20 protein-coding genes and 1 tRNA gene are annotated in these 19,156 nt (G+C 52.8%); 20 read left to right on the forward strand and 1 reads right to left on the reverse strand.

The window, feature by feature from the left end:
* Positions 1-190 precede the first annotated feature (190 nt).
* From QTL79_RS09305 to QTL79_RS09350, 10 genes are all read left to right on the forward strand, one after another.
* Complete coding sequence (locus QTL79_RS09305) at positions 191-1,024, forward strand: energy-coupling factor transporter ATPase (RefSeq protein ID WP_346354695.1); 834 nt, start codon at positions 191-193, stop codon at positions 1,022-1,024.
* Positions 1,015-1,878 (forward strand): energy-coupling factor transporter ATPase, encoded by an 864-nt coding sequence (locus QTL79_RS09310; protein ID WP_346354696.1) that lies wholly within the window; start codon positions 1,015-1,017, stop codon positions 1,876-1,878. Before QTL79_RS09305 ends, QTL79_RS09310 begins: the two co-directional genes overlap by 10 nt.
* Positions 1,875-2,690: an energy-coupling factor transporter transmembrane component T family protein gene (locus QTL79_RS09315; RefSeq protein WP_346354697.1), complete on the forward strand. Its 816-nt coding sequence runs from the start codon at positions 1,875-1,877 to the stop codon at positions 2,688-2,690. Before QTL79_RS09310 ends, QTL79_RS09315 begins: the two co-directional genes overlap by 4 nt.
* Entirely contained in the window at positions 2,663-3,430 is a 768-nt protein-coding gene (gene truA / locus QTL79_RS09320) for a tRNA pseudouridine(38-40) synthase TruA (protein ID WP_346354698.1), read from the forward strand. Before QTL79_RS09315 ends, truA begins: the two co-directional genes overlap by 28 nt.
* Positions 3,427-4,479 (forward strand): AbrB family transcriptional regulator, encoded by a 1,053-nt coding sequence (locus QTL79_RS09325; protein ID WP_346354699.1) that lies wholly within the window; start codon positions 3,427-3,429, stop codon positions 4,477-4,479. The genes truA and QTL79_RS09325 overlap by 4 nt, the downstream gene beginning before the upstream one ends.
* Positions 4,480-4,622: 143 nt before the next feature.
* Positions 4,623-5,060: a 50S ribosomal protein L13 gene (gene rplM, locus QTL79_RS09330; RefSeq protein WP_346354700.1), complete on the forward strand. Its 438-nt coding sequence runs from the start codon at positions 4,623-4,625 to the stop codon at positions 5,058-5,060.
* Between the two features lie 21 nt (positions 5,061-5,081).
* Positions 5,082-5,474: a 30S ribosomal protein S9 gene (gene rpsI / locus QTL79_RS09335; protein WP_346354701.1), complete on the forward strand. Its 393-nt coding sequence runs from the start codon at positions 5,082-5,084 to the stop codon at positions 5,472-5,474.
* 298 nt (positions 5,475-5,772) lie between these two features.
* Entirely contained in the window at positions 5,773-6,411 is a 639-nt protein-coding gene (locus QTL79_RS09340; RefSeq protein WP_346354702.1) for a DUF3841 domain-containing protein, read from the forward strand.
* Positions 6,412-6,498: 87 nt separating this feature from the next.
* Positions 6,499-6,584 (forward strand) — tRNA-Leu (locus QTL79_RS09345).
* A gap of 168 nt (positions 6,585-6,752) precedes the next feature.
* On the forward strand, positions 6,753-7,406 hold the full coding sequence (locus QTL79_RS09350) for a hypothetical protein (RefSeq protein ID WP_346354703.1): 654 nt from the start codon (positions 6,753-6,755) through the stop codon (positions 7,404-7,406).
* A 45-nt stretch (positions 7,407-7,451) separates the two neighbouring features.
* Here QTL79_RS09350 and QTL79_RS09355 read toward each other — a convergent pair whose 3' ends face one another.
* Entirely contained in the window at positions 7,452-8,243 is a 792-nt protein-coding gene (locus QTL79_RS09355) for a transglycosylase domain-containing protein (protein WP_346354704.1), read from the reverse strand.
* 89 nt (positions 8,244-8,332) lie between these two features.
* On the opposite strand from QTL79_RS09355, the gene QTL79_RS09360 reads away from it, so the two are divergent.
* The 10 genes from QTL79_RS09360 to argH all read left to right on the forward strand — a co-directional run bounded on the left by QTL79_RS09360 (position 8,333) and on the right by argH (position 19,125).
* Complete coding sequence (locus tag QTL79_RS09360) at positions 8,333-9,238, forward strand: class III extradiol dioxygenase subunit B-like domain-containing protein (RefSeq protein WP_346354796.1); 906 nt, start codon at positions 8,333-8,335, stop codon at positions 9,236-9,238.
* Positions 9,235-9,753, forward strand: coding sequence for an AmmeMemoRadiSam system protein A (gene amrA / locus QTL79_RS09365; RefSeq protein ID WP_346354705.1), 519 nt, complete (start codon positions 9,235-9,237; stop codon positions 9,751-9,753). The genes QTL79_RS09360 and amrA overlap by 4 nt, the downstream gene beginning before the upstream one ends.
* A 19-nt stretch (positions 9,754-9,772) precedes the next feature.
* On the forward strand, positions 9,773-10,765 hold the full coding sequence (gene amrS / locus QTL79_RS09370) for an AmmeMemoRadiSam system radical SAM enzyme (protein ID WP_346354706.1): 993 nt from the start codon (positions 9,773-9,775) through the stop codon (positions 10,763-10,765).
* Positions 10,766-10,985: 220 nt separating this feature from the next.
* On the forward strand, positions 10,986-12,017 hold the full coding sequence (gene argC, locus QTL79_RS09375) for an N-acetyl-gamma-glutamyl-phosphate reductase (RefSeq protein WP_346354707.1): 1,032 nt from the start codon (positions 10,986-10,988) through the stop codon (positions 12,015-12,017).
* Positions 12,018-12,047: 30 nt separating this feature from the next.
* On the forward strand, positions 12,048-13,247 hold the full coding sequence (gene argJ / locus QTL79_RS09380) for a bifunctional glutamate N-acetyltransferase/amino-acid acetyltransferase ArgJ (protein WP_428845472.1): 1,200 nt from the start codon (positions 12,048-12,050) through the stop codon (positions 13,245-13,247).
* Between the two features lie 19 nt (positions 13,248-13,266).
* Positions 13,267-14,151 carry an acetylglutamate kinase gene (gene argB, locus QTL79_RS09385; protein WP_346354797.1) on the forward strand — a complete coding sequence of 295 codons (885 nt, stop codon included), beginning with the start codon at positions 13,267-13,269 and terminating at the stop codon, positions 14,149-14,151.
* 15 nt (positions 14,152-14,166) lie between these two features.
* Positions 14,167-15,363 (forward strand): acetylornithine transaminase, encoded by a 1,197-nt coding sequence (locus QTL79_RS09390; RefSeq protein WP_346354709.1) that lies wholly within the window; start codon positions 14,167-14,169, stop codon positions 15,361-15,363.
* A 28-nt stretch (positions 15,364-15,391) separates the two neighbouring features.
* Complete coding sequence (gene argF, locus QTL79_RS09395; RefSeq protein ID WP_346354710.1) at positions 15,392-16,327, forward strand: ornithine carbamoyltransferase; 936 nt, start codon at positions 15,392-15,394, stop codon at positions 16,325-16,327.
* 169 nt (positions 16,328-16,496) lie between these two features.
* Entirely contained in the window at positions 16,497-17,717 is a 1,221-nt protein-coding gene (locus QTL79_RS09400) for an argininosuccinate synthase (RefSeq protein WP_346354711.1), read from the forward strand.
* The gene (gene argH, locus QTL79_RS09405; RefSeq protein WP_346354712.1) at positions 17,710-19,125 is read left to right on the forward strand and encodes an argininosuccinate lyase; all 1,416 of its coding nucleotides are present in this window, start codon (positions 17,710-17,712) and stop codon (positions 19,123-19,125) included. Before QTL79_RS09400 ends, argH begins: the two co-directional genes overlap by 8 nt.
* The last annotated feature ends 31 nt before the right edge of the window (positions 19,126-19,156 follow it).

Genomic DNA, 19,156 nt, shown 5'->3' on the forward strand with positions numbered 1-19,156 from the left:
GGTCAATGTCCGGTAACGGTGCGTTGACTGCCTGGTTATTGTTGGTCTATCCACCGGTTAGCGGCGGATAACCGCAATTTCGCCGTAGAGCGAAATTGCTGCGGTGCATTGAAGAAGGCGGTCTGCAAAGGCCGCCTTTTGCTGCATCCCCAAAAAGATCAGATTCACTCCATTTGAGGGGGAAGCTAGAATGAACGACTTTATAAGCGTGAAAAATCTGTGCCATTCTTACGTCTCACACGGCGGCGTAGAGATAAAGGCACTTGAAAATATAAATTTGACAATCGGTAAGGGCGAATTTGTCGCAGTCATTGGCAGCAATGGCTCCGGGAAATCGACGCTGGCCAAGCATTTAAATGCGCTGCTTTTACCTACGAGCGGCGAGTGCGTAATAAACAAGATGGCAACGCAGGCGATGGAGCACTTGTGGCAAATCCGTCAGCAGGTGGGAATGGTCTTTCAAAATCCGGACAACCAGATCGTTGCGACGACCGTAGAAGAAGATATCGCCTTCGGCCCGGAAAATCTGGGCATGGAACCGGCGCGAATCCGGCAGAACGTGAGTGAGGCGTTGGAAGCGGTCGGCATGACGGATTTTCGCCGTCACAGCCCGCATCTTTTGTCAGGCGGACAGAAGCAACGAGTCGCGATTGCCGGCGTACTGGCGATGCATTCGACCTGCCTGGTCCTGGATGAACCGACCGCGATGCTCGATCCCAAAGGACGGCAAGAAGTGCTGCGAACCGTAAAAAAATTGCACAGTGAAGAAAATATCACGGTGATTTATATTACTCATTTCATGGAAGAGGCGGTACAGGCGGATCGAGTCGTCGTGATGGACAGCGGCCGCATTGCTTTCGAAGGAACGCCGCGCGCCGTCTTCAGCCAAGTGCAGCGCCTTAAAGCGCTGGGCCTTGATGTTCCGGTCGCCGCGGATATGGCGGAACAGCTGCGGTGTGAGAAAATGGCGTTGCCGCCTGACATCATAACGGACGAGGAACTGGTGGTGGCGTTATGTCGATAAACGTAGAGAAAGTAAGTTACACTTATATGGCGCATACGCCAATGGCGCAAACGGCGCTAAAGGAAATCGATCTGACGATTGCACCGGGAGAATTCGTTGGGGTGATCGGACATACCGGTTCAGGAAAGTCAACGTTGATGCAACACTTGAATGGTTTGCTAAAACCAAGCGAAGGCAGTGTTTGCGTTGGCGGACAGGATTTGCACGCCAAGACGGAAGAGGCGAAAAAGGCGCGCCACTCGGTCGGCATGGTATTCCAGTATCCGGAGCATCAGCTGTTTGAAGAAACGATTTATGATGATATTGCCTTTGGCCCGCGCAACCAAGGGCTACTGACGGAAGAAATCGAACAGCGCGTCCGGCGGGCGATGGACTTTGTCCGTCTGGATTTTGACAAGTTCGCCAAACGTTCGCCGTTTCAGCTTTCCGGCGGGCAAATGCGCCGCGTTGCAATTGCCGGCGTTATAGCGCTTGAACCGCGTTACTTGATTCTGGATGAACCATCAGCGGGCCTTGATCCGAAGGGACGTGATGATATCTTCCGACAAATCGTGCAACTGCATCAGGACACAGGCATGGGTGTTGTTTTGGTGACGCATAACATGGAAGATGTCGCACGCATGGCCAAGCGGCTGATTGTAATGAACAAAGGAAGAATCGTATTAGATGACAGCCCGCGGCAGATCTTCCAGCATCAGCAGGCTGAGCTGCGCCTAAGCGGCCTTGATGTTCCACCGCTTACGCTGTTAATGGAAAAAATATGCGCCGCCGGAATTGCCGCCGATGTTGGAGCACTGACTGTGGTGGAAGGCGCGCGCAGCATCCTGGCAGCCGGGGGGAGGAAGCCGCAATGATAAGCGACATTATGTTAGGACAATATCTGCCGGGTGACTCGGTGATCCATCGTCTCGATCCGCGCAGCAAAATCGTAGCGACTTTCGTTTTCATCAGCAGTATCTTTATGGCGGAAAATTATGCCGCTTATGGAATATTGATGTTTTTTGCTGTTGGGGCGATTGCCTTAGGCCGGATTTCTGCCCGTTTGATGATCCGTTCGGTGCGCCCGCTTTGGGTCATCCTTGCGTTCACGCTGGCGATTCATATCCTGACGACAAACGGTACAGTACTTTATAGTGCTAAATTCATCACGATCACGCAGGAAGGAATCCGCCAGGGCATCTTGATGTCGCTGCGCTTGATTTTACTGATCTTGATGTCGTCGCTACTGACCTTTACCACTTCGCCAATCGCTCTTACGGACGGCATCGAGACGCTGCTGAACCCGTTCCGTCGCATGGGCCTGCCTGCACATGAGCTGGCAATGATGATGACGATTGCGCTGCGCTTCATACCTACGCTACTCGAAGAGACGGATCGCATCATGAAAGCCCAGATGGCAAGAGGCGCCGATTTTTCTACCGGTAATCCGATTAAACGCGCCAAAAGCATGGTACCGCTTTTGGTTCCGCTTTTTATCAGCGCATTCCGACGCGCCGACGAATTGGCGATCGCAATGGAAGCGCGCTGTTATCGCGGCGGCGAATCACGCACGCGCATGAAGGAATTGAAGCATGGATCGCTTGACGTCGTTGCCTATGCGGCCAGTTTTTTGCTCGTCCTTCTTCTGGCGATCCTGAAATGGAAACCGGAGACTTTGCCATGGTGAAAGAGCGGAACTTAAAAATTGTGGTGGCCTACCAGGGAACGGCCTATCACGGTTTTCAATGGCAGGAAAATGCGCTGAGCGTCCAACAGGTACTGGAAGACCGCTTGATGCCGCTCTTTGGACATCCGATCAAAATCGCCGGTTCGGGCCGTACCGATACGGGGGTTCATGCCTATGGTCAGGCCATAAGCCTGCGTACGACGGGAACAATACCGGCTGAACGGATTCCGCTTGCCTCGCGCGGACATCTGCCGAATGATATCTCGATTGTCAGCGCCGAAGAGGTTGCAGATGATTTTCATGCCCGGCACAGTGCGACCAGCAAAGTCTATGAATATCGATTGTACCATGGCAAACAGCCGGACCCTTTTCGTCGTGACCTGACCTGGCACTACAGCCGTAAACTGGATTTTGCCGCGATGCAAGAAGCGCTTCGTTATGTGGAAGGCACGCATGACTTCACTGCGTTCCAAGGCGCCGGCGGTCACCAGATTAATACGGTGAAGACGATTTACGAAGCAAGCCTTCAGGCTGTCGGCGATGAATATCTTTTCCGTTTTTGGGGCAACGGCTTTCTCTATCATATGGTTCGCTGCCTGGTCGGTACGGTCGTCGCGATCGGCATCGGTCGGAAAAAAGCGGCGGATATGCCGCTGATTCTCGAGTCGCGCAATCGGAAAATGGCCGGTATGACAGCACCGGCGCAAGGGCTCTATCTAAAGGAAGTGTTTTATACATGAGGCTTGTCATACTTGAAACGGGCGTACTGGCTCTTTTGGGCGGCAGTTTATTTGCCTGCAGTGCCATGCCGCTGCCTTGGATGCTGGGAGCCGTCACCGCTTTGCTGCTCTGGAATACGACAACCCGGCGCAAGGTGCGCTGGCCGGTCAGCTTTTGCTATGCGGGGATGCTTGTCATCGGTTATAGTGTCGGGCGTACCTTTACGCCTTCGACGCTGGCGAATGTCGCTGCCAATTTGGGCGCGATGTTGGCGGCGACGGTTGGCGTCATTCTCTTTAGTCTGCTGTTGGGCTGGTTTACGCATCGCCATACGGGCATCTCGCTGGCGACAGGTTTGATCGGCACGCTGCCCGGCGGTTTGTCACAGGTTACGATCTTGTGCCGTGAGATCAAAGAGACGGATTTGACGGTGGTCTTATTCATGCAAACCTTTCGCTTATTGGCGGTAATCTTTGTTGTACCGTTCGTTGCGATAAAAGGTCTGGGCGGCACTGCGGCAGCGGTGGCGATACTGCCGGGCTCACAAATCACGCTTTCTCTGCCGCAGGTGGTTCTACTGGCGGCATTGATCGCGCTGGGCGGTTTTATTGCCCGCTTTCTTCGTTTGCCGACGCCTTTCTTATTAGGCCCGATTTTGATGGCAGCCGGTATCGTGCTGAGCGGTTTTCCCGTGCCTCCGGCGCCCAAGCCCTGGCTAAATGCGGCGCAGCTTTCCGTCGGCGCATATACTGGAGCAAGGGTACAGCTGGCGGATTTGAAGAATTGGCGAAAATTGCTGCCGCATACGATTTTGAATGTGGTCGCGCTGATGCTTCTTTGCCTGGGATTCGGCTGGTTCCTGGAGCGCTGGGGCGGTCTTGATATTGCGACTGCGTTTCTCAGTATGGCGCCCGGCGGAATGGCGGAAATGAGCCTGACCGCGATGACGATCGGCGCGGATCTTTCCGCGATCGTGGCCTTTCAATTATTTCGCTTGCTCTTTTTATTACTAATCGCGACGCCGCTCTTAAAAATGTGGCTGCTGCGCGTGCAGCAAAAAAGACTGTGATAAAAAGTAAAAGTTATTGACAATAGCTGCTATTTTTATTACAATAGCTCTATGAGATTTTTGCCATGAATTCCGTTAGCCCCGGAAGACTCATAGAAAAAAATCACTATATTTAGAAATGTTGTGACAAGGAGGGAGATCGCATGAAAACTTTTATGGCGAATGCCTCTAACATCGAGCGCAAGTGGTATGTTGTAGATGCAGAAGGCAAAACATTAGGTAGATTAGCCGCAGAAGTTGCAAAAGTACTTCGCGGCAAACATAAACCTACTTTTACTCCTCATGTGGACACCGGTGATCATATCATCGTTGTGAACGCTGACAAAATCGTGTTGACTGGCAAGAAATTGATCCAAAAGACCTATTTCCGCCATTCCGGTTATGTTGGTGGCACTACGTTCACTACTGCCGGTCAAATGTTGGCCGACAAGCCGGAGCGTATGGTAGAACTGGCGATCAGAGGCATGCTGCCGAAGAATCGTCTGGGACGTCAAATGTTCCGCAAGTTGAATGTATATCGCGGTGCTGAGCATCCGCATGCAGCTCAACAACCAGAAGTACTTGAAATTAACGTAAGATAATCCGGAAGGAGGAACACACAAATGGCATTGGTTACATACTACGGCACTGGTCGGAGAAAAACCTCGGTTGCCAGAGTTCGTCTGGTTCCGGGTGAAGGCAAGATTGTCATTAACGGACGCGAACTTGGCGCTTACTTCGGTCGCAAGACGTTGGAACTCATCGTTAAGCAACCTTTGGAAGTAAGTGAAACTCTTGGTAAATATGATGTAATTGCAAAAGTTGAGGGCGGCGGCCCGTCCGGTCAAGCCGGCGCTGTTCGTCATGGTATTTCTCGCGCGCTGCTTCTGGTAGACGCTGAATACCGTCCTGTTCTGAAGCAAGCTGGCTTCCTGACGCGCGATCCGCGCGAAAAAGAGCGTCGTAAATACGGCCTCAAGAAAGCTCGTAAAGCTTCGCAGTTCTCGAAACGTTAATTGTTTCAAAGCCTCCATCGAAAGATGGAGGCTTTTTTTACATCTGTGGTTAACAAACGATTTGAACCACAGGCGGCATAGCCGCCACAGAAATCGCTACGCGATTTGACTGTTTTAACCGTTAAGCCGCGTAACGGCTTCTGTGGTACCGTTAGGTAGCTGTGGTTTAAAATGAACTTCTTCGTGTTCTGTGGTGAAACGTCATCCGCTCTTAGTGACTTTTGTTGGCGCTGCTGCAGGAATTGGATTAAAAACAGCTAAATAAATAGCAGGAGTAACGGTGCGGGGAGGGGCTGAAATGCGGCGGGGGGATGGAAAGCTGCAGTTGTGGACGATTCAGTCATTGGCGGCGTGGCAAGAATTGGAGCGGGACGGGGTACTGTGGTGCCGACCTGTAGTGGCCGAAATCGCATTTTTAGCGGCTTATCAGTGGATGCGCGACGAAATGATAGCGCGGATCGGTCCACCACCGCATGAAGACGCTTATCCGCTCTGGGCGTGGTACCATTGGCACGGCGATCACCAGCCGAAACCGGACATGCGCTATAGCGGCCAGCTGCCGCCAGGAACGCCGGGAATGCGGATCGAATTTTCGATTCCGGCCGAGCAAGTCGTGCTGTCTGATTTCATCCTTTGGCACCATGTGCTGAACGGCTGGTATTTGGGAGAATCATTGGCGGATGATGCCGCTTTTGAGTTGGAACGGCAGCGACGTGGTTTACGCTATCCGATGGGACATACCAAAAAGGACGGCGATCTGGAGGGACGGGTGAGAGACAGTTGGCAGCGAATTTTTGCGTTGAATTGGGTCGATCCTGATCAATATCTTAGCCTGCCGCTGCAGGAAAAGAGCGTTCAGGCGACGCTTTGGGAAGTTCGACGTGAGCAGGTGTTGAAGGCGGAGTTGTTTTACGGCAAAGGAAAATGGGATGCATAAAATTTTTCTGGCTTTTTATAAAAATATATTTGACAGTGTGTTTTTGTTATGGTAACATAATAAATGTCGCTGAAATACGTGATATTTGCGGTCGTGGCGGAACGGCAGACGCGCTAGCCTCAGGAGCTAGTGGGGGCAACCTCGTGGTGGTTCAAATCCACTCGACCGCACCATTTATAAGCAAACCCTCGAGGAATCGAGGGTTATTTTTATGAAACATTCAAAAGCGAATGCTAAAATCGCGCAAAAATGAAGCTGAAGCAATTTTCAAGCAGGAAAATATTGATTCAGGTCTAATATATACTAGAGTAGTTTTACGAGAGCCGGAAGGGAGATTTTTAATGAAGCGAATCATCAGTGCATTAATTTTTACCATGTTCTTTACGGTAGGAGGGGTTGCTTCCGCTAATCTTGGCGATACACGCGGTGCAATGGCCCAACAATATGGCGAACACCGTCTGGTTATCGATCAGGACGGACAACTTTGGACAAAGGCGAACTGGGAAGAAAAAGGACATCAAAAAGCAAAAGCTGCTTTTTATACCTATTCGTTTACCCGTCAAGGTCTGCATTTTTCGATGGAAGTAGGCTATGAAAGCGAAAAACCGGACGCGTTGGTGCGTTTTCAGCGTATTTCTCCAGACATGCCGATTAAAGTAAAAGAAGTGCGTCAGTACTTCCCGGAATTGGCACCGCTTTTAGACCATCCGAAAGCAATCACGTTTGCTTCGTATAAGACGCTGAGCCGTTATTTCCAAGAACTCGAATCGCCGACGCGTATGGGAGTGCTGGTTCGCGAATTGCAGCGCGATTCATATTTTCCGCTCTTGGCCTTCAACATTCAAAATGAAGGCATCTTGATTAAACAAGATGAAGAAATCAGCCGCGAAACGTACATTAGAGAATTCACGCTTGAAAAAGCTTCACGTACGCTTGTCCATGACAAACTGGATGTCGGGTCGCCTGAATGGCGTCCGATGAAGAGCTACTTCTAAAAGCAAAGACCCGCAAGGTTCCGTTTGGAATCTTGCGGGTCTTTTTTAATTTGCCAGCCAGACTGGCGTTAAACGTGCTTCTTCGGCGGCCTGGGGGCCGAGATAGTTGTACTTGACCATTGCACCTAGGACGATGGCTTGTCGCTGCTTAGCGGCCTGGAAATTAACGTAGGGAGAATTGAGCGATGGTGCGTTGGGGATGCCGGCAAGCAGCGCCGCCTCCGGCAGATTAAGATTGGCAGGCGGTTTGCCGAAATAGATCTTCGCGGCCGGTCCGATGCCGTAGGCGCCGGAACCGAAATAAATGCTGTTCAGATACATTTCGAGGATTTCCTCTTTAGAATAACGTAGCTCCATATCGACCGCAAGAACGAACTCTTCCGCTTTACGGGTGATGGTCTTATCCTGCGAGAGAAATAAGTTCTTGATCAGCTGCTGCGTGATCGTGCTCGCACCTTCGGCGTAGCCGCCGGCTTGCACGTTGACTAAGGTGGCGCGAAGAATTCCCTCGAAATCAAAACCGACATGATTGTAAAAGCGATGATCCTCTGTCGCGATGACGGCTTGTTGCAGTGTGAGCGGAATGTCTTTTATTTTCACATAGTTTCGGCGATCCAATTTGCCTTCTACCGCGCTCTTTAGGGCGATAATTCTCCAGATCCGATCCCAGGCTCCGGCGGCTTCGTTAACGCTGGCCGCTGTATCGGCGGGCAGAACGGCCGAAGTCGAAGCGGGGAGGGTGGAAGACCATTTTTGCCACAAGGTGGCTCCGCCGCTGATGCCAAACGAAATCAGAAATAAAACGCATAATACCGATAAAAAACGGAAAATCCGCAACGTGAAACCCCCTTCTTGAATAGCAGATAAAACAATTGTACCTTATCGGGGTTGGCTTTGGCTAGTCGGCAGGAGTTTTTCGTTTGTTTATGGAAATTATTGTTATGGAACTGAGGCGAGAGCTGGAGAAAAAGGATGTGACCGATATGGGCGTGATTATTGCTGGAGCATTACTGCCGCACCCGCCGATTATGGTACCGGAAATTGGGCAGGAGGATGTTGAAAAAGTTCGCAAAACAGTCAATGCCGCACGCCAGGTGGCAACGTACATCAACAAGTATAAACCGGATACGATCATCATTATCTCGCCGCATGGGCCGATGTTTCGCAATGCCGTAGGAATTTCACGCATACCGGCGCTGTGCGGAAACTTTAGCCGCTTTGGCGCGCCTGAAACGGCGTTGGAATTTGCCAATGATTGCAAACTTGCGCTGCGCATCGGCGGACAATGCGAGAAAAAAGGGATTCCGGTGGTCAATATCGATGAAGAGTCGGCACAGCGTTATCGTCTTTCGGTTGAGCTTGATCATGGCGCGTTGGTGCCGCTCTACTATTTGCGTGATGCCGGCTTTAAAGGCGAAATCGTCTATTTATCAGTAGGCATGCTCGAGTATCGGCAAATGGAAATGTTTGGGGTAGCGGTTCAGGAAGCGGTACGTCTTAGCGTCAAGCGGGTTGTCGTTGTTGCCTCCGGTGATTTGTCGCATCGCCTCGACGCGGGTGCGCCAAATGGTTACAGCCCGCGCGGCAAAGAATTTGACGAGCTTGTTTTGACGGCTGTGCGTGATAACAGTCTTCATTTGCTGCATCGCCTGTCGCCGGAATTAGTTGAAGAGGCGGGGCAATGCGGGTTGCGGCCGATCTTCTTTTTGCTGGGCGCGCTGGCGGGGATTAAAACAAAAGTCGAGTTGCTCTCTTACGAAGCGCCTTTTGGCGTCGGCTACGCGGTGGCGATTTACAAACCGTTTCTTGACGCGAAGGGAGGCGCCGTATGAATAAAACGCATAGTACAGCAGTAGAATTAGCCTGGGCGGCGCTGCGCAGCCATTTGCACGTTGCTGAAATGCCGGAGCTTCCGGAACGGTTGCCGGAGGAGTTGGCCGGGCGCGCGGGCGTATTTGTTTCTTTGAAAAAGCAGGGACGTCTGCGCGGTTGCATCGGAACGTTTGAACCGACGCAAACGGACGTTGCGCATGAGATCATCCGCAATGCGGTAATGGCGGCGACGCAGGATCCGCGCTTTCCCAAGGTGGAGGAAGCGGAATTGCCGGAACTCGAGATTTCGGTCGATGTGCTGACGCCGCCGGAAGAGATTGCGGCTGAGAATCAGCTTGATCCGGCGCGCTATGGCTTGATTTTAAAAAGCGGCTGGCGCAAGGGGTTGCTCTTGCCGCAGCTTGAGGGCGTCAATACGGTGGAAGAACAAATTGCGATTGTCCGGCAAAAAGCGGGCATTGTGCCTGGTGAAGCGGTCACGATGTACCGCTTTACCGTCGTTCGCTATACCTGAGTTGGGGAGGGGGAAAGACATGCGGGAAGCGCTATATTATGAAGCAGGTCATGACGGGGCTGTAGGCTGTCGGCTATGCCCGAAAGGCTGTGAAATAAAAGCGGCGCAGAGCGGCGCTTGCCGGGTTCGACGCAATGACGGCGGCCGATTGTACAGCTTGAATTATGGACAATGTTCGGCCTGTGCGCTTGACCCGCTGGAAAAGAAGCCCCTGTATCACTTTTCTCCAGGACAAAAGGTATTGTCGCTTGGCACGTTCGGTTGCAATATGAGTTGTCGCTATTGCCAGAATTGGACGTTATCGCAGCAGGAACCGGCAACGAAGTATCTATCGCCGCAGGACGCCGTTGCGTTGGCGTTGCGCTACCGTGAGAGGGGCAACATTGGCTTGGCTTACACCTATTCGGAGCCGACCGTTTGGTATGAGTATGTATGGGATACGGCGCAGGCAGCCAGAGAAGAGGGCTTGAAGAATGTTGTCGTGACCAATGGCTTCATCAACCAAGAACCTTTGAAAAGGTGGCTTGAAGTCATTGATGCGATAAACATTGACGTCAAAGCGTTTAACAAAGAGTTTTATCGGAAAATATGCGGCGCGGAATTAACGCCGGTGCTAAAGTGCGTGGAGATGGCCGCTCGGCGTTGCCATGTTGAAATAACGACACTGCTGGTACCGGGGCATAACGATGATCTGGCGGAAGTCGAAAGTCTGGCGCGCTGGCTGGCGGGCATTAATCCGGATATTCCGCTGCATCTGACGCGCTACCATCCGGACTATCAGTTCACTGCGCCAGAGACGCCGCTGAGCATGCTAAGCGCAGCGCAGGAGGCGGCGCGAACGCATTTGCACTATGTTTATATCGGCAACGTGGCGGGCGAGGAAAAAAACAGCTGTTGTCCGCATTGCGGGGCGGTATTGTTGGAGCGTTTTGCCGGAGATATGTCTGCTGAAGTGGGGCAGGAATGTCTGCAGTGCGGCGCGAAGATTCAGTTTACAGGACCATACTTGTAGAAAGGGGAAGAAACTTATGAGATTTGACACGAAGAAATGAAGACACGAAGCTGTGAAGAAGGGAAGAGTGAATTTTTTTTAGTCTCTTTTTCTTTCTTTTGTAGCTTCGTGTCTTCGTGTTGCGATGTTCAAAAGTAAGTTTATGAAAAAAGTTGCAATCATCATTGCATTATTATGCAATGATGATGTATAATTAAAACAGTGCAAGGGAGGTATGGACATGAAGGTCAGTATTATAGGCGCTACCGGTTATGCCGGAGCTGAACTTATCCGTTTGGTTGCCGCCCATCCAGAGGCGGAACTTCTCCATATTACATCGGAAAGCAGTACCGGGCAGGCTATCGATCAGTTGTATCCGCATTTGCGCGGTCTTGAAACTAAGGTGCTCGGCAGTATGAACCAATTGGAAGAACTTGCGCAAAGCGATCTGGTCTTCATCGCGCTGCCGCACGGACATGCAATGACCAGCGGCAAAGCGCTGGCTGAAGCAGGCGTCAAGGTCGTCGACCTGGGAGCGGATTATCGTTTCAGCGACGAAGCGGTATATGAAGAGTGGTATAAGGTAAAGCATACGCATCCCGCTTCCGGTGCGGTATACGGGCTGACCGAACTGAATCGCGCCAAGGTTAAGGATGCCAAAATCGTCGGCAATCCGGGCTGTTATACAACGGCTTCGATTCTGGCGCTTGCGCCGCTTGTGAAGGCGGGACTCGTAGAAACGGACAGTCTGGTCATCGATGCGAAGTCCGGCGTATCCGGCGCGGGACGCGGTTTTAGCATGAACAGTCATTTCACCGAAACCTGGGAAAATTTTAAGGCGTACAATATTGCCGGACACCGGCATACGCCGGAAATCGAACAGGCGCTGTCGCTGCTGGCGGGGGAAGCATTGACGCTTACGTTCACGCCGCATCTGGTGCCGATGAGCCGCGGCATACTCAGCACCTGCTATGGAAAATTGAAAAACGGCGTTACGCCGCAGCAAATCACGAACGCATTCGAAGAGATGTACGCAGGGGAATATTTTATCCGACTGCTTGGGCTCGGCGGCTATCCGGCGACGAAGAATGTCCGAGGCAGTAATTTCTGCGATATCGGCTGGCATCTCGACCAGCGTACCGGGCGGGTCGTCGTCGTATCGGCGATCGATAACCTGGTCAAAGGCGCAGCCGGACAAGCGGTGCAAAATATGAACGTTATGTCCGGATTCGACGAAAAGGCCGGACTGGAACTCGTACCCTTATATCCTTGATGAAATCGAGTGAATGATGGAGGAATGAAGATGCAAATTGAAGATATGAAAATCCCGCAAGGGTTTTACGGCGGCGGTGTGAAAGCGGGCATTAAGAAAAGCGGCAAGGAAGATGTTGCTGTACTCTACAGTAAAGTTCCGGCGAACGGTGCGGCTGTGTTCACGACGAATACGATGGCGGCGGCTCCGGTCGTTGTTTCCCGCAGAGTCGTACAAAACGGTAAAGTACAGGCCATCGTGGTGAATTCGGGTTGTGCCAATGCCTGCACCGGCGTGCAGGGGCAAGTGGATGCGCAGGCAATGGCGCATCAGACGGCAGGGCTCCTTAATGTAGCGCAGGATGAAGTTATTGTGGCATCGACCGGTGTGATCGGAGTGCCGCTCCCGATGGGCAAAATTAGCGCCGGCATCAAAAGCGCGGTCGAGAAAAGTAGCGCTGACGGGTTTGAAGACGTCAAGCTGGCGATGATGACGACCGATACGTTCCCCAAGACCTGCAGCGTCGACTTCACGCTGGGCGGCAAACCGGTACGGATTGCCGGGTTGGCAAAAGGATCGGGCATGATTCATCCCAATATGGCGACGATGCTCTGCTTTATCATGACGGATGCCGACATTGAGGCAGACGTTTTGCAAACGGCGCTCAAACATGCGGTTGATCAGTCGTTTCACCGCATTACGGTAGACGGCGACAGCAGTACGAACGATATGGTCGCGGTTCTGGCCAATGCTCTGGCAGGAAACGCTGCGATTACGAAAGCTGCGGGCGAAGATTACGGCGCCTTTTTAAAAGCGCTGACTGCCGTATGCATCCACTTGGCAAAACTGGTGGCGCGCGACGGCGAAGGAGCGACCAAGTTTCTTGAAATCACCGTTCAGGGTGCAACGAGTGAAGCGGATGCACACAAGGCGGCGATGGCAATTGCCAAATCACCGCTCGTCAAGACCGCGTTCTTCGGACAGGATCCCAACTGGGGGCGCATTCTCTGCGCAGTCGGTTATTCCGAAGCGGCGGCCGATCCGGAAAAAGTGTCGCTGACGATCGGCGGACTGCCGGTTGTCAAAGAAGGACAGGGCGTCGCCGATCAAACGGGCGCACTGAAAGACGTGATGGCTGAACATGACATCAATGTGGTGGTTGACTTAGGAGTGGGCAGTGAGGCGGCTACCGTCTGGACCTGCGATTTCTCTTATGAATATGTGAAAATCAACGGTGAATATCATACCTAAAGGAGAGGATGCGGATATGATGACGAATCCAGTCAACAAAGCGCAAGTGTTAATTGAGACGTTGCCGTACATTCAAAAATTTGCCGGTAAGACCGTAGTGATAAAATATGGCGGCAATGCGATGGTCAGCGAAGAATTGAAACACAGCGTGATTCAGGATATCATCCTGATGCAGTGCCTGGGCATGAAACCGGTTGTCGTGCATGGCGGCGGGCCGGAAATCACCGGCTATTTGAAAAAGCTGGGCAAAGAAACCGAGTTTGTCAGCGGTTTGCGTGTCACCGACGCCGAAACGATGAATGTCGCAGAAATGGTGCTGGTCGGCAAGCTGAACAGCGAAATCGTCCGTCTTTTCAACCAAAACGGCGCCAAGGCGGTGGGATTGAGCGGCAAGGACGGCAGCCTGATTCAGGCGCGCAAACATTTGGCCGAGGTGCATGAAAACGGCAAGGTCAGCAAAGTAGATATCGGCTTTGTCGGTGACGTGGCCAATGTGCAAACCGAACTGATCGGTCATCTGCTTGACAAAGGATATATCCCGGTCATTGCGCCGGTTGGAGAGGGCGACGACTACGCCAGCTACAACATCAACGCCGATTACGTCGCAGGCGAGATCGCCGGTGCGTTGAAGGCGGAGAAATTGCTGCTCTTGACCGACGTCGAAGGCATCTATACCGATTATCAGGACAAGTCGAGCTTTATCTCGACGCTGACGGTCGGACAGGCGAAAAAAATGATCGCAGGCGGTTCGATCGCCGGCGGCATGATTCCGAAAGTCGAAGCCTGCCTGCGGGCGCTCTCCGGCGGCGCGAAAAAGACGCACATCATTGACGGCCGCCAATCCCACTCTCTGCTGCTCGAAGTCTTCACGACAGAGGGCATCGGCACCGAAGTGGTCGGGTAAGAAGGAGGCTGCAAGATGGATAAAGCGCAAGTGAAAGAACTCGACAGCCGGCATTATATGCAGGTGTTCGGGCGTTACGATATTGTCCTCAGTCACGGGGAAGGCCCCTATGTGTTTGACAACGAGGGCAAACGCTATCTCGATTTTCTGGCCGGCATCGCGGTCAATCTGCTGGGACATGGTCACAGCGGCCTGGTCAAGGCAATCGCCGACCAGGCCGGAAAAATGATCCATTGTTCCAATCTCTACTACACCGAAGCGCAAGCGCTTTTGGCCAAGCGACTGGCTGCGGCCAGCGGCCTGGAAAGAGTGTTTCTCGCCAACAGCGGCGCAGAAGCGAACGAGGGTGCGATGAAACTGGCACGCAAGTATGCGGCCAAACAAGGCGGCGAGCGGCGGGAAATCATCACCGCGCAGCATGGCTTTCACGGCCGGACGTTGGCGACGCTGACCGCGACCGCGCAGCCGAAATACCAGGAAGGCTTTGGGCCTTTGCCCGGCGCATTCAGCTATGTTGCTTACGGAGATCTGGCCGCGCTGGAAGCGATGATTTCCGACAAGACCTGTGCGGTCATGCTTGAACCGATTCAAGGCGAAGGCGGCGTCTACGTTCCGGCTGCCGATTATCTGGAAAAGGTTCGCGCGCTTTGCGACAAACACGGTGCGCTCTTAATCCTTGACGAAATCCAGACTGGCGTAGGACGGACCGGAAAAATGTTCGCTTATCAGCACAGCGCAATCAAGCCGGACATCGTAACGCTTGCCAAGGGACTGGGCGGCGGCGTGCCGATCGGCGCGGTACTGGCATCGGAAAAAGTCGCGGCGGCGTTTTCGCCCGGCGACCATGGTTCTACTTTCGGCGGCAATCCGCTGGCCTGCGCGGCAGGCAATGCGGTGCTCGATGCCATGGAACAGGAACAACTGCTGGAAAATACGATTGCCGTCGGCGCTTATCTTAGGGAAGCGCTCAAACGCCTGCAAGCAAAATACCCCGCTCTGATCAAAGAAGTACGGGGACAGGGTTTGATTATCGGGGCGGAACTGACGCAACCGGGACGGGAAATCGTCGAAGCATGCCTCGAGCGGGGCATCATCATCAACTGTACCGCAGGCAACGTATTGCGGTTCGTACCACCGCTCATCATTAAAGAAAATCATGTGGATGAAGTCATTGCCGTACTGGACGAAGTGCTGGGCACGGTGAAACAATGACCGAATCCTGAAATAGGAGGAACCAGGCATGTGCTTACAAGGACACGATCTGCTATCCATACACCAACTGACGGCTGAACAGGTGGACGCCATCTTTCGCTTGGCGGCTCGTCTGAAAGACGAACAGAAAAGGGGCATTGCGCATCCGATCCTTAAGGGAAAAACTTTGGGGATGATTTTTCAAAAGGCATCCACGCGGACACGGGTGTCGTTCGAAGTAGGGATGTGGCAGTTGGGCGGCAGCGCGCTCTTTCTAAGCGCAAACGATCTGCAGATCGGGCGCGGCGAACCGGTGAAAGACACGGCAAGGGTTTTGGCCCGCTATGTCGACGGCATCATGATCCGGACTTTTTCCCACTCTGAGGTGGAAGAAATGGCCGAATGGTCGTCGGTGCCGGTCATCAATGCCTTAACCGATCTGTTGCATCCCTGCCAGGCACTGACCGATATTTTCACGGTGTGGGAACAGAAAAAAACGCTCAAAGGGCTGAAGATGGCCTATGTCGGCGACGGCAACAACATGGCAAACGCACTTTTGCATGCCTGCGCCAAAGTCGGCATGGACATCGCGATCGCCAGTCCGGCCGCTTATGCGCCGAATGCGGCGATTGTTGCCGAAGCGAAGGCCGACGCCGCCGCTTTCGGCAGCAAAGTCGAAATCTTGCAGGATCCGGTCGCAGCCGTAACGGACGCTGACGTATTGTACACCGACGTCTGGGCCAGCATGGGACAGGAAAGCCAGCAAGCCGCGCGCAAAGCCGTGTTTGCGCCATACCAGCTTAACGGCAAACTGCTTGCCAAAGCGAAGAAGGACGCGATCGTGCTGCATTGTCTGCCCGCGCATCGCGGCGAAGAGATCACCGATGAGGTGATGGAATGTCCGCAATCGGTCGTCTTCGATCAGGCGGAAAACCGTCTGCATGTGCAAAAAGCGATCATGGCGCTGACGATGTGCGATAAGTAATCATTTTATGAGAAAAATTTGAACCGCGGATTGCTGACGCAATCACAGAAATCGTTGCACGATGTAACAGTTTAACCATATATTCGCGTAGCGAATCTGTGGTGCGCAGTACCTGTGTTTCAATGAAAATGTAAAAAACAATAAATAGTTGTTGAGGGGGATTTTTAATATGAGTCAGATTAAAAAAGTGGTATTGGCGTATTCCGGTGGTCTGGATACTTCGGTCATTATTCCCTGGTTAAAAGAAAACTATGACGGCTGTGAAGTCATTGCGATGTGCGCCGATGTCGGACAGGGCGATGAACTCGATATCGTACAAGAAAAAGCGATCAAATCCGGCGCGAGCAAAGTATATATCGAAGATCTGAAAAAGACCTTCGTCGAAGATTATGTCTGGCCGACGCTGAAAGCCGGTGCGGTCTATGAAGGCAAATATCTGCTCGGCACCTCGTTCGCGCGCCCGATCATTGCCAAGGCGCTGGTCGAAATCGCCGAAAAAGAAGGCGCTGACGCCATCGCGCATGGCGCAACCGGCAAAGGCAACGATCAGGTCCGTTTCGAGCTGACCGTCAAGGCGCTTGCGCCGCAACTCAAAATCATTGCACCGTGGCGCGAATGGAACATCCGCTCGCGGGAAGACGCGATCGACTATGCGGAAAAACACGGCATTCCGGTGCCGGTTACAAAAAAACGCCCGTACAGCATGGATCGCAATATCTGGCATCTCAGCCATGAAGGCGCCGATCTGGAAAATCCGGCCAATGAGCCGCTGCCTGACTTGTATATGATCTGCAACAGCCCGGAAAAAGCGCCCGATGCGCCCGAATATCTCGAAGTATCGTTCGATAAAGGCGTTCCGGTGGCCCTGAACGGCGAAAAAATGGACGGCGTTACGCTGCTTACCAAACTAAATGAACTGGGCGCGGAGCATGGCATCGGCATTACCGATATCGTCGAAAACCGTCTGGTCGGCATGAAGTCCCGCGGCGTTTATGAGACTCCGGGCGGCAGTATCCTGTACTATGCGCACCGTGAACTGGAATACCTCACGCTTGATCGCGCGACAATGCATTACAAAGAACAAATCGCCGTACGCTATGCGGAACTCGTTTATGACGGCATGTGGTTCTCGCCGCTTCGCGAAGCGCTCGACGCTTTCGTCGACAACACGCAACAAACCGTGACCGGCAATGTAAAACTCAAGCTGTACAAAGGAAACATCATGAGCGCAGGCGCGACATCGCCGTACTCGCTCTTCCACGAAGGTTTCGTTACGTTCAGCTATGATGATGTCTACAACCAAAAAGACGCCGAAGGTTTCATCAACCTCTTCGGTCTGCCGCTTAAAGTCCGCGCGCTGATGCAACAAGAGGCGAAGAAAAATGGCTAAGCTCTGGGGCGGCCGTTTCGCCAAAGGAACCGACGTGCTGGTGGAGGAGTTTACCTCCTCCGTCGGCTTTGACCAGCGGATGTATCGGGAAGACATCACCGGCAGCATCGCGCATGCACGAATGCTCGGACAGTGCGGCATCATCGACAAAGCCGAAGCGGATACGATCATCAAAGGACTCGAAAGCATTCTGGCCGACATCGAAGCGGGAAAGTTTTCCTTCGAAGTCGCGCTCGAAGACGTGCATATGAACGTGGAAAAACGTCTCACCGACCGCATCGGCGCCGTCGGCGGCAAACTGCACACCGGGCGCAGTCGCAACGATCAGGTCGCGCTCGACACGCATATGTATCTGAAAGGCGCAATCCGTGACATTGCTGAACTTTTGCATGATCTGCAATTGGCGCTCGTCGAAACGGCCGAAAAATACGGCGACGTGATGATGCCGGGCTATACGCACCTGCAGCGTGCGCAGCCGATCTTGTTTGCGCATCACATGCTGGCTTATTTTTCAATGCTGGCGCGCGACTTCAGACGTCTCGAAGGCGTCTGGCAGGGAACGGATATGATGCCTCTCGGTGCAGGGGCACTGGCCGGTACGACCTATCCGATCGACCGGCATCAGGTCGCACGCGAACTGAAATTCGATGCGCTGTACGAAAACAGTCTTGACGCGGTCAGCGACCGCGACTATATCCTTGAATTCCTCTCGTTTGCCTCGATTCTGATGATGCATCTCAGCCGGATCAGCGAAGAGATCATCCTCTGGTCTTCGGCCGAATTTGCTTTCATCGAACTTGACGACGGACACTGCACCGGATCGAGCATCATGCCGCAAAAGAAAAATCCTGACGTGGCCGAGCTGGTGCGCGGCAAAACCGGGCGGGTCTATGGGCATCTGATGTCGCTGCTGACCGTCACGAAAGGTTTGCCGCTCGCCTACAACAAAGACATGCAGGAAGACAAGGAAGGCATGTTCGACACGATCGACACGCTGAAATTCAGTCTTAAAGTATATGCCTCGATGCTGCGCGGCATGAAGGTTAACAAACAGGTGATGGAACGCGCTGTAAGCCAGGACTTTTCCAACGCTACCGACATGGCCGATTATCTGGTTAAAAAAGGCCTGCCGTTCCGCCAGGCGCACGAAGTGGCCGGCAAGGCGGTTGCGCATTGCATCATCGAAAAAAAATGGCTGATGGATTTGTCTCTTGCCGAATTCCAGTCGTTTCATCCGCTCTTCGAGGCCGACATCATGAATGCGATTCAGCCTGAAACCTGCGTGAACGCCCGTAAGTCATATGGTGGAACTTCTTCCGCGAGCCGGGAACGACAATTGACAGTGGCTCGCGAAACGTTGGAAGAACAAGAGGCGCTTCTTGACGTGTATACAGAAAGCGCTATATAATAGTGCCGATATGTATGTTTCGACTATGAAG

The sequence above is a fragment of the Azotosporobacter soli genome (assembly GCF_030542965.1).
Lineage (GTDB): Bacteria > Bacillota > Negativicutes > SG130 > SG130 > Azotosporobacter > Azotosporobacter soli.

Excerpts from the sequence above, each read along its gene's own strand:
- QTL79_RS09305 (WP_346354695.1), top strand. The coding sequence starts at position 191 with ATGAACGACTTTATAAGCGTGAAAAATCTGTGCCATTCTTACGTCTCA.
- QTL79_RS09310 (WP_346354696.1), top strand. The coding sequence starts at position 1,015 with ATGTCGATAAACGTAGAGAAAGTAAGTTACACTTATATGGCGCATACG.
- QTL79_RS09315 (WP_346354697.1), top strand. The coding sequence starts at position 1,875 with ATGATAAGCGACATTATGTTAGGACAATATCTGCCGGGTGACTCGGTG.
- truA (WP_346354698.1), top strand. The coding sequence starts at position 2,663 with ATGGAAACCGGAGACTTTGCCATGGTGAAAGAGCGGAACTTAAAAATT.
- QTL79_RS09325 (WP_346354699.1), top strand. The coding sequence starts at position 3,427 with ATGAGGCTTGTCATACTTGAAACGGGCGTACTGGCTCTTTTGGGCGGC.
- rplM (WP_346354700.1), top strand. The coding sequence starts at position 4,623 with ATGAAAACTTTTATGGCGAATGCCTCTAACATCGAGCGCAAGTGGTAT.
- rpsI (WP_346354701.1), top strand. The coding sequence starts at position 5,082 with ATGGCATTGGTTACATACTACGGCACTGGTCGGAGAAAAACCTCGGTT.
- QTL79_RS09340 (WP_346354702.1), top strand. The coding sequence starts at position 5,773 with ATGCGGCGGGGGGATGGAAAGCTGCAGTTGTGGACGATTCAGTCATTG.
- QTL79_RS09350 (WP_346354703.1), top strand. The coding sequence starts at position 6,753 with ATGAAGCGAATCATCAGTGCATTAATTTTTACCATGTTCTTTACGGTA.
- QTL79_RS09360 (WP_346354796.1), top strand. The coding sequence starts at position 8,333 with ATGGAAATTATTGTTATGGAACTGAGGCGAGAGCTGGAGAAAAAGGAT.
- amrA (WP_346354705.1), top strand. The coding sequence starts at position 9,235 with ATGAATAAAACGCATAGTACAGCAGTAGAATTAGCCTGGGCGGCGCTG.
- amrS (WP_346354706.1), top strand. The coding sequence starts at position 9,773 with ATGCGGGAAGCGCTATATTATGAAGCAGGTCATGACGGGGCTGTAGGC.
- argC (WP_346354707.1), top strand. The coding sequence starts at position 10,986 with ATGAAGGTCAGTATTATAGGCGCTACCGGTTATGCCGGAGCTGAACTT.
- argJ (WP_428845472.1), top strand. The coding sequence starts at position 12,048 with ATGCAAATTGAAGATATGAAAATCCCGCAAGGGTTTTACGGCGGCGGT.
- argB (WP_346354797.1), top strand. The coding sequence starts at position 13,267 with ATGACGAATCCAGTCAACAAAGCGCAAGTGTTAATTGAGACGTTGCCG.
- QTL79_RS09390 (WP_346354709.1), top strand. The coding sequence starts at position 14,167 with ATGGATAAAGCGCAAGTGAAAGAACTCGACAGCCGGCATTATATGCAG.
- argF (WP_346354710.1), top strand. The coding sequence starts at position 15,392 with ATGTGCTTACAAGGACACGATCTGCTATCCATACACCAACTGACGGCT.
- QTL79_RS09400 (WP_346354711.1), top strand. The coding sequence starts at position 16,497 with ATGAGTCAGATTAAAAAAGTGGTATTGGCGTATTCCGGTGGTCTGGAT.
- argH (WP_346354712.1), top strand. The coding sequence starts at position 17,710 with ATGGCTAAGCTCTGGGGCGGCCGTTTCGCCAAAGGAACCGACGTGCTG.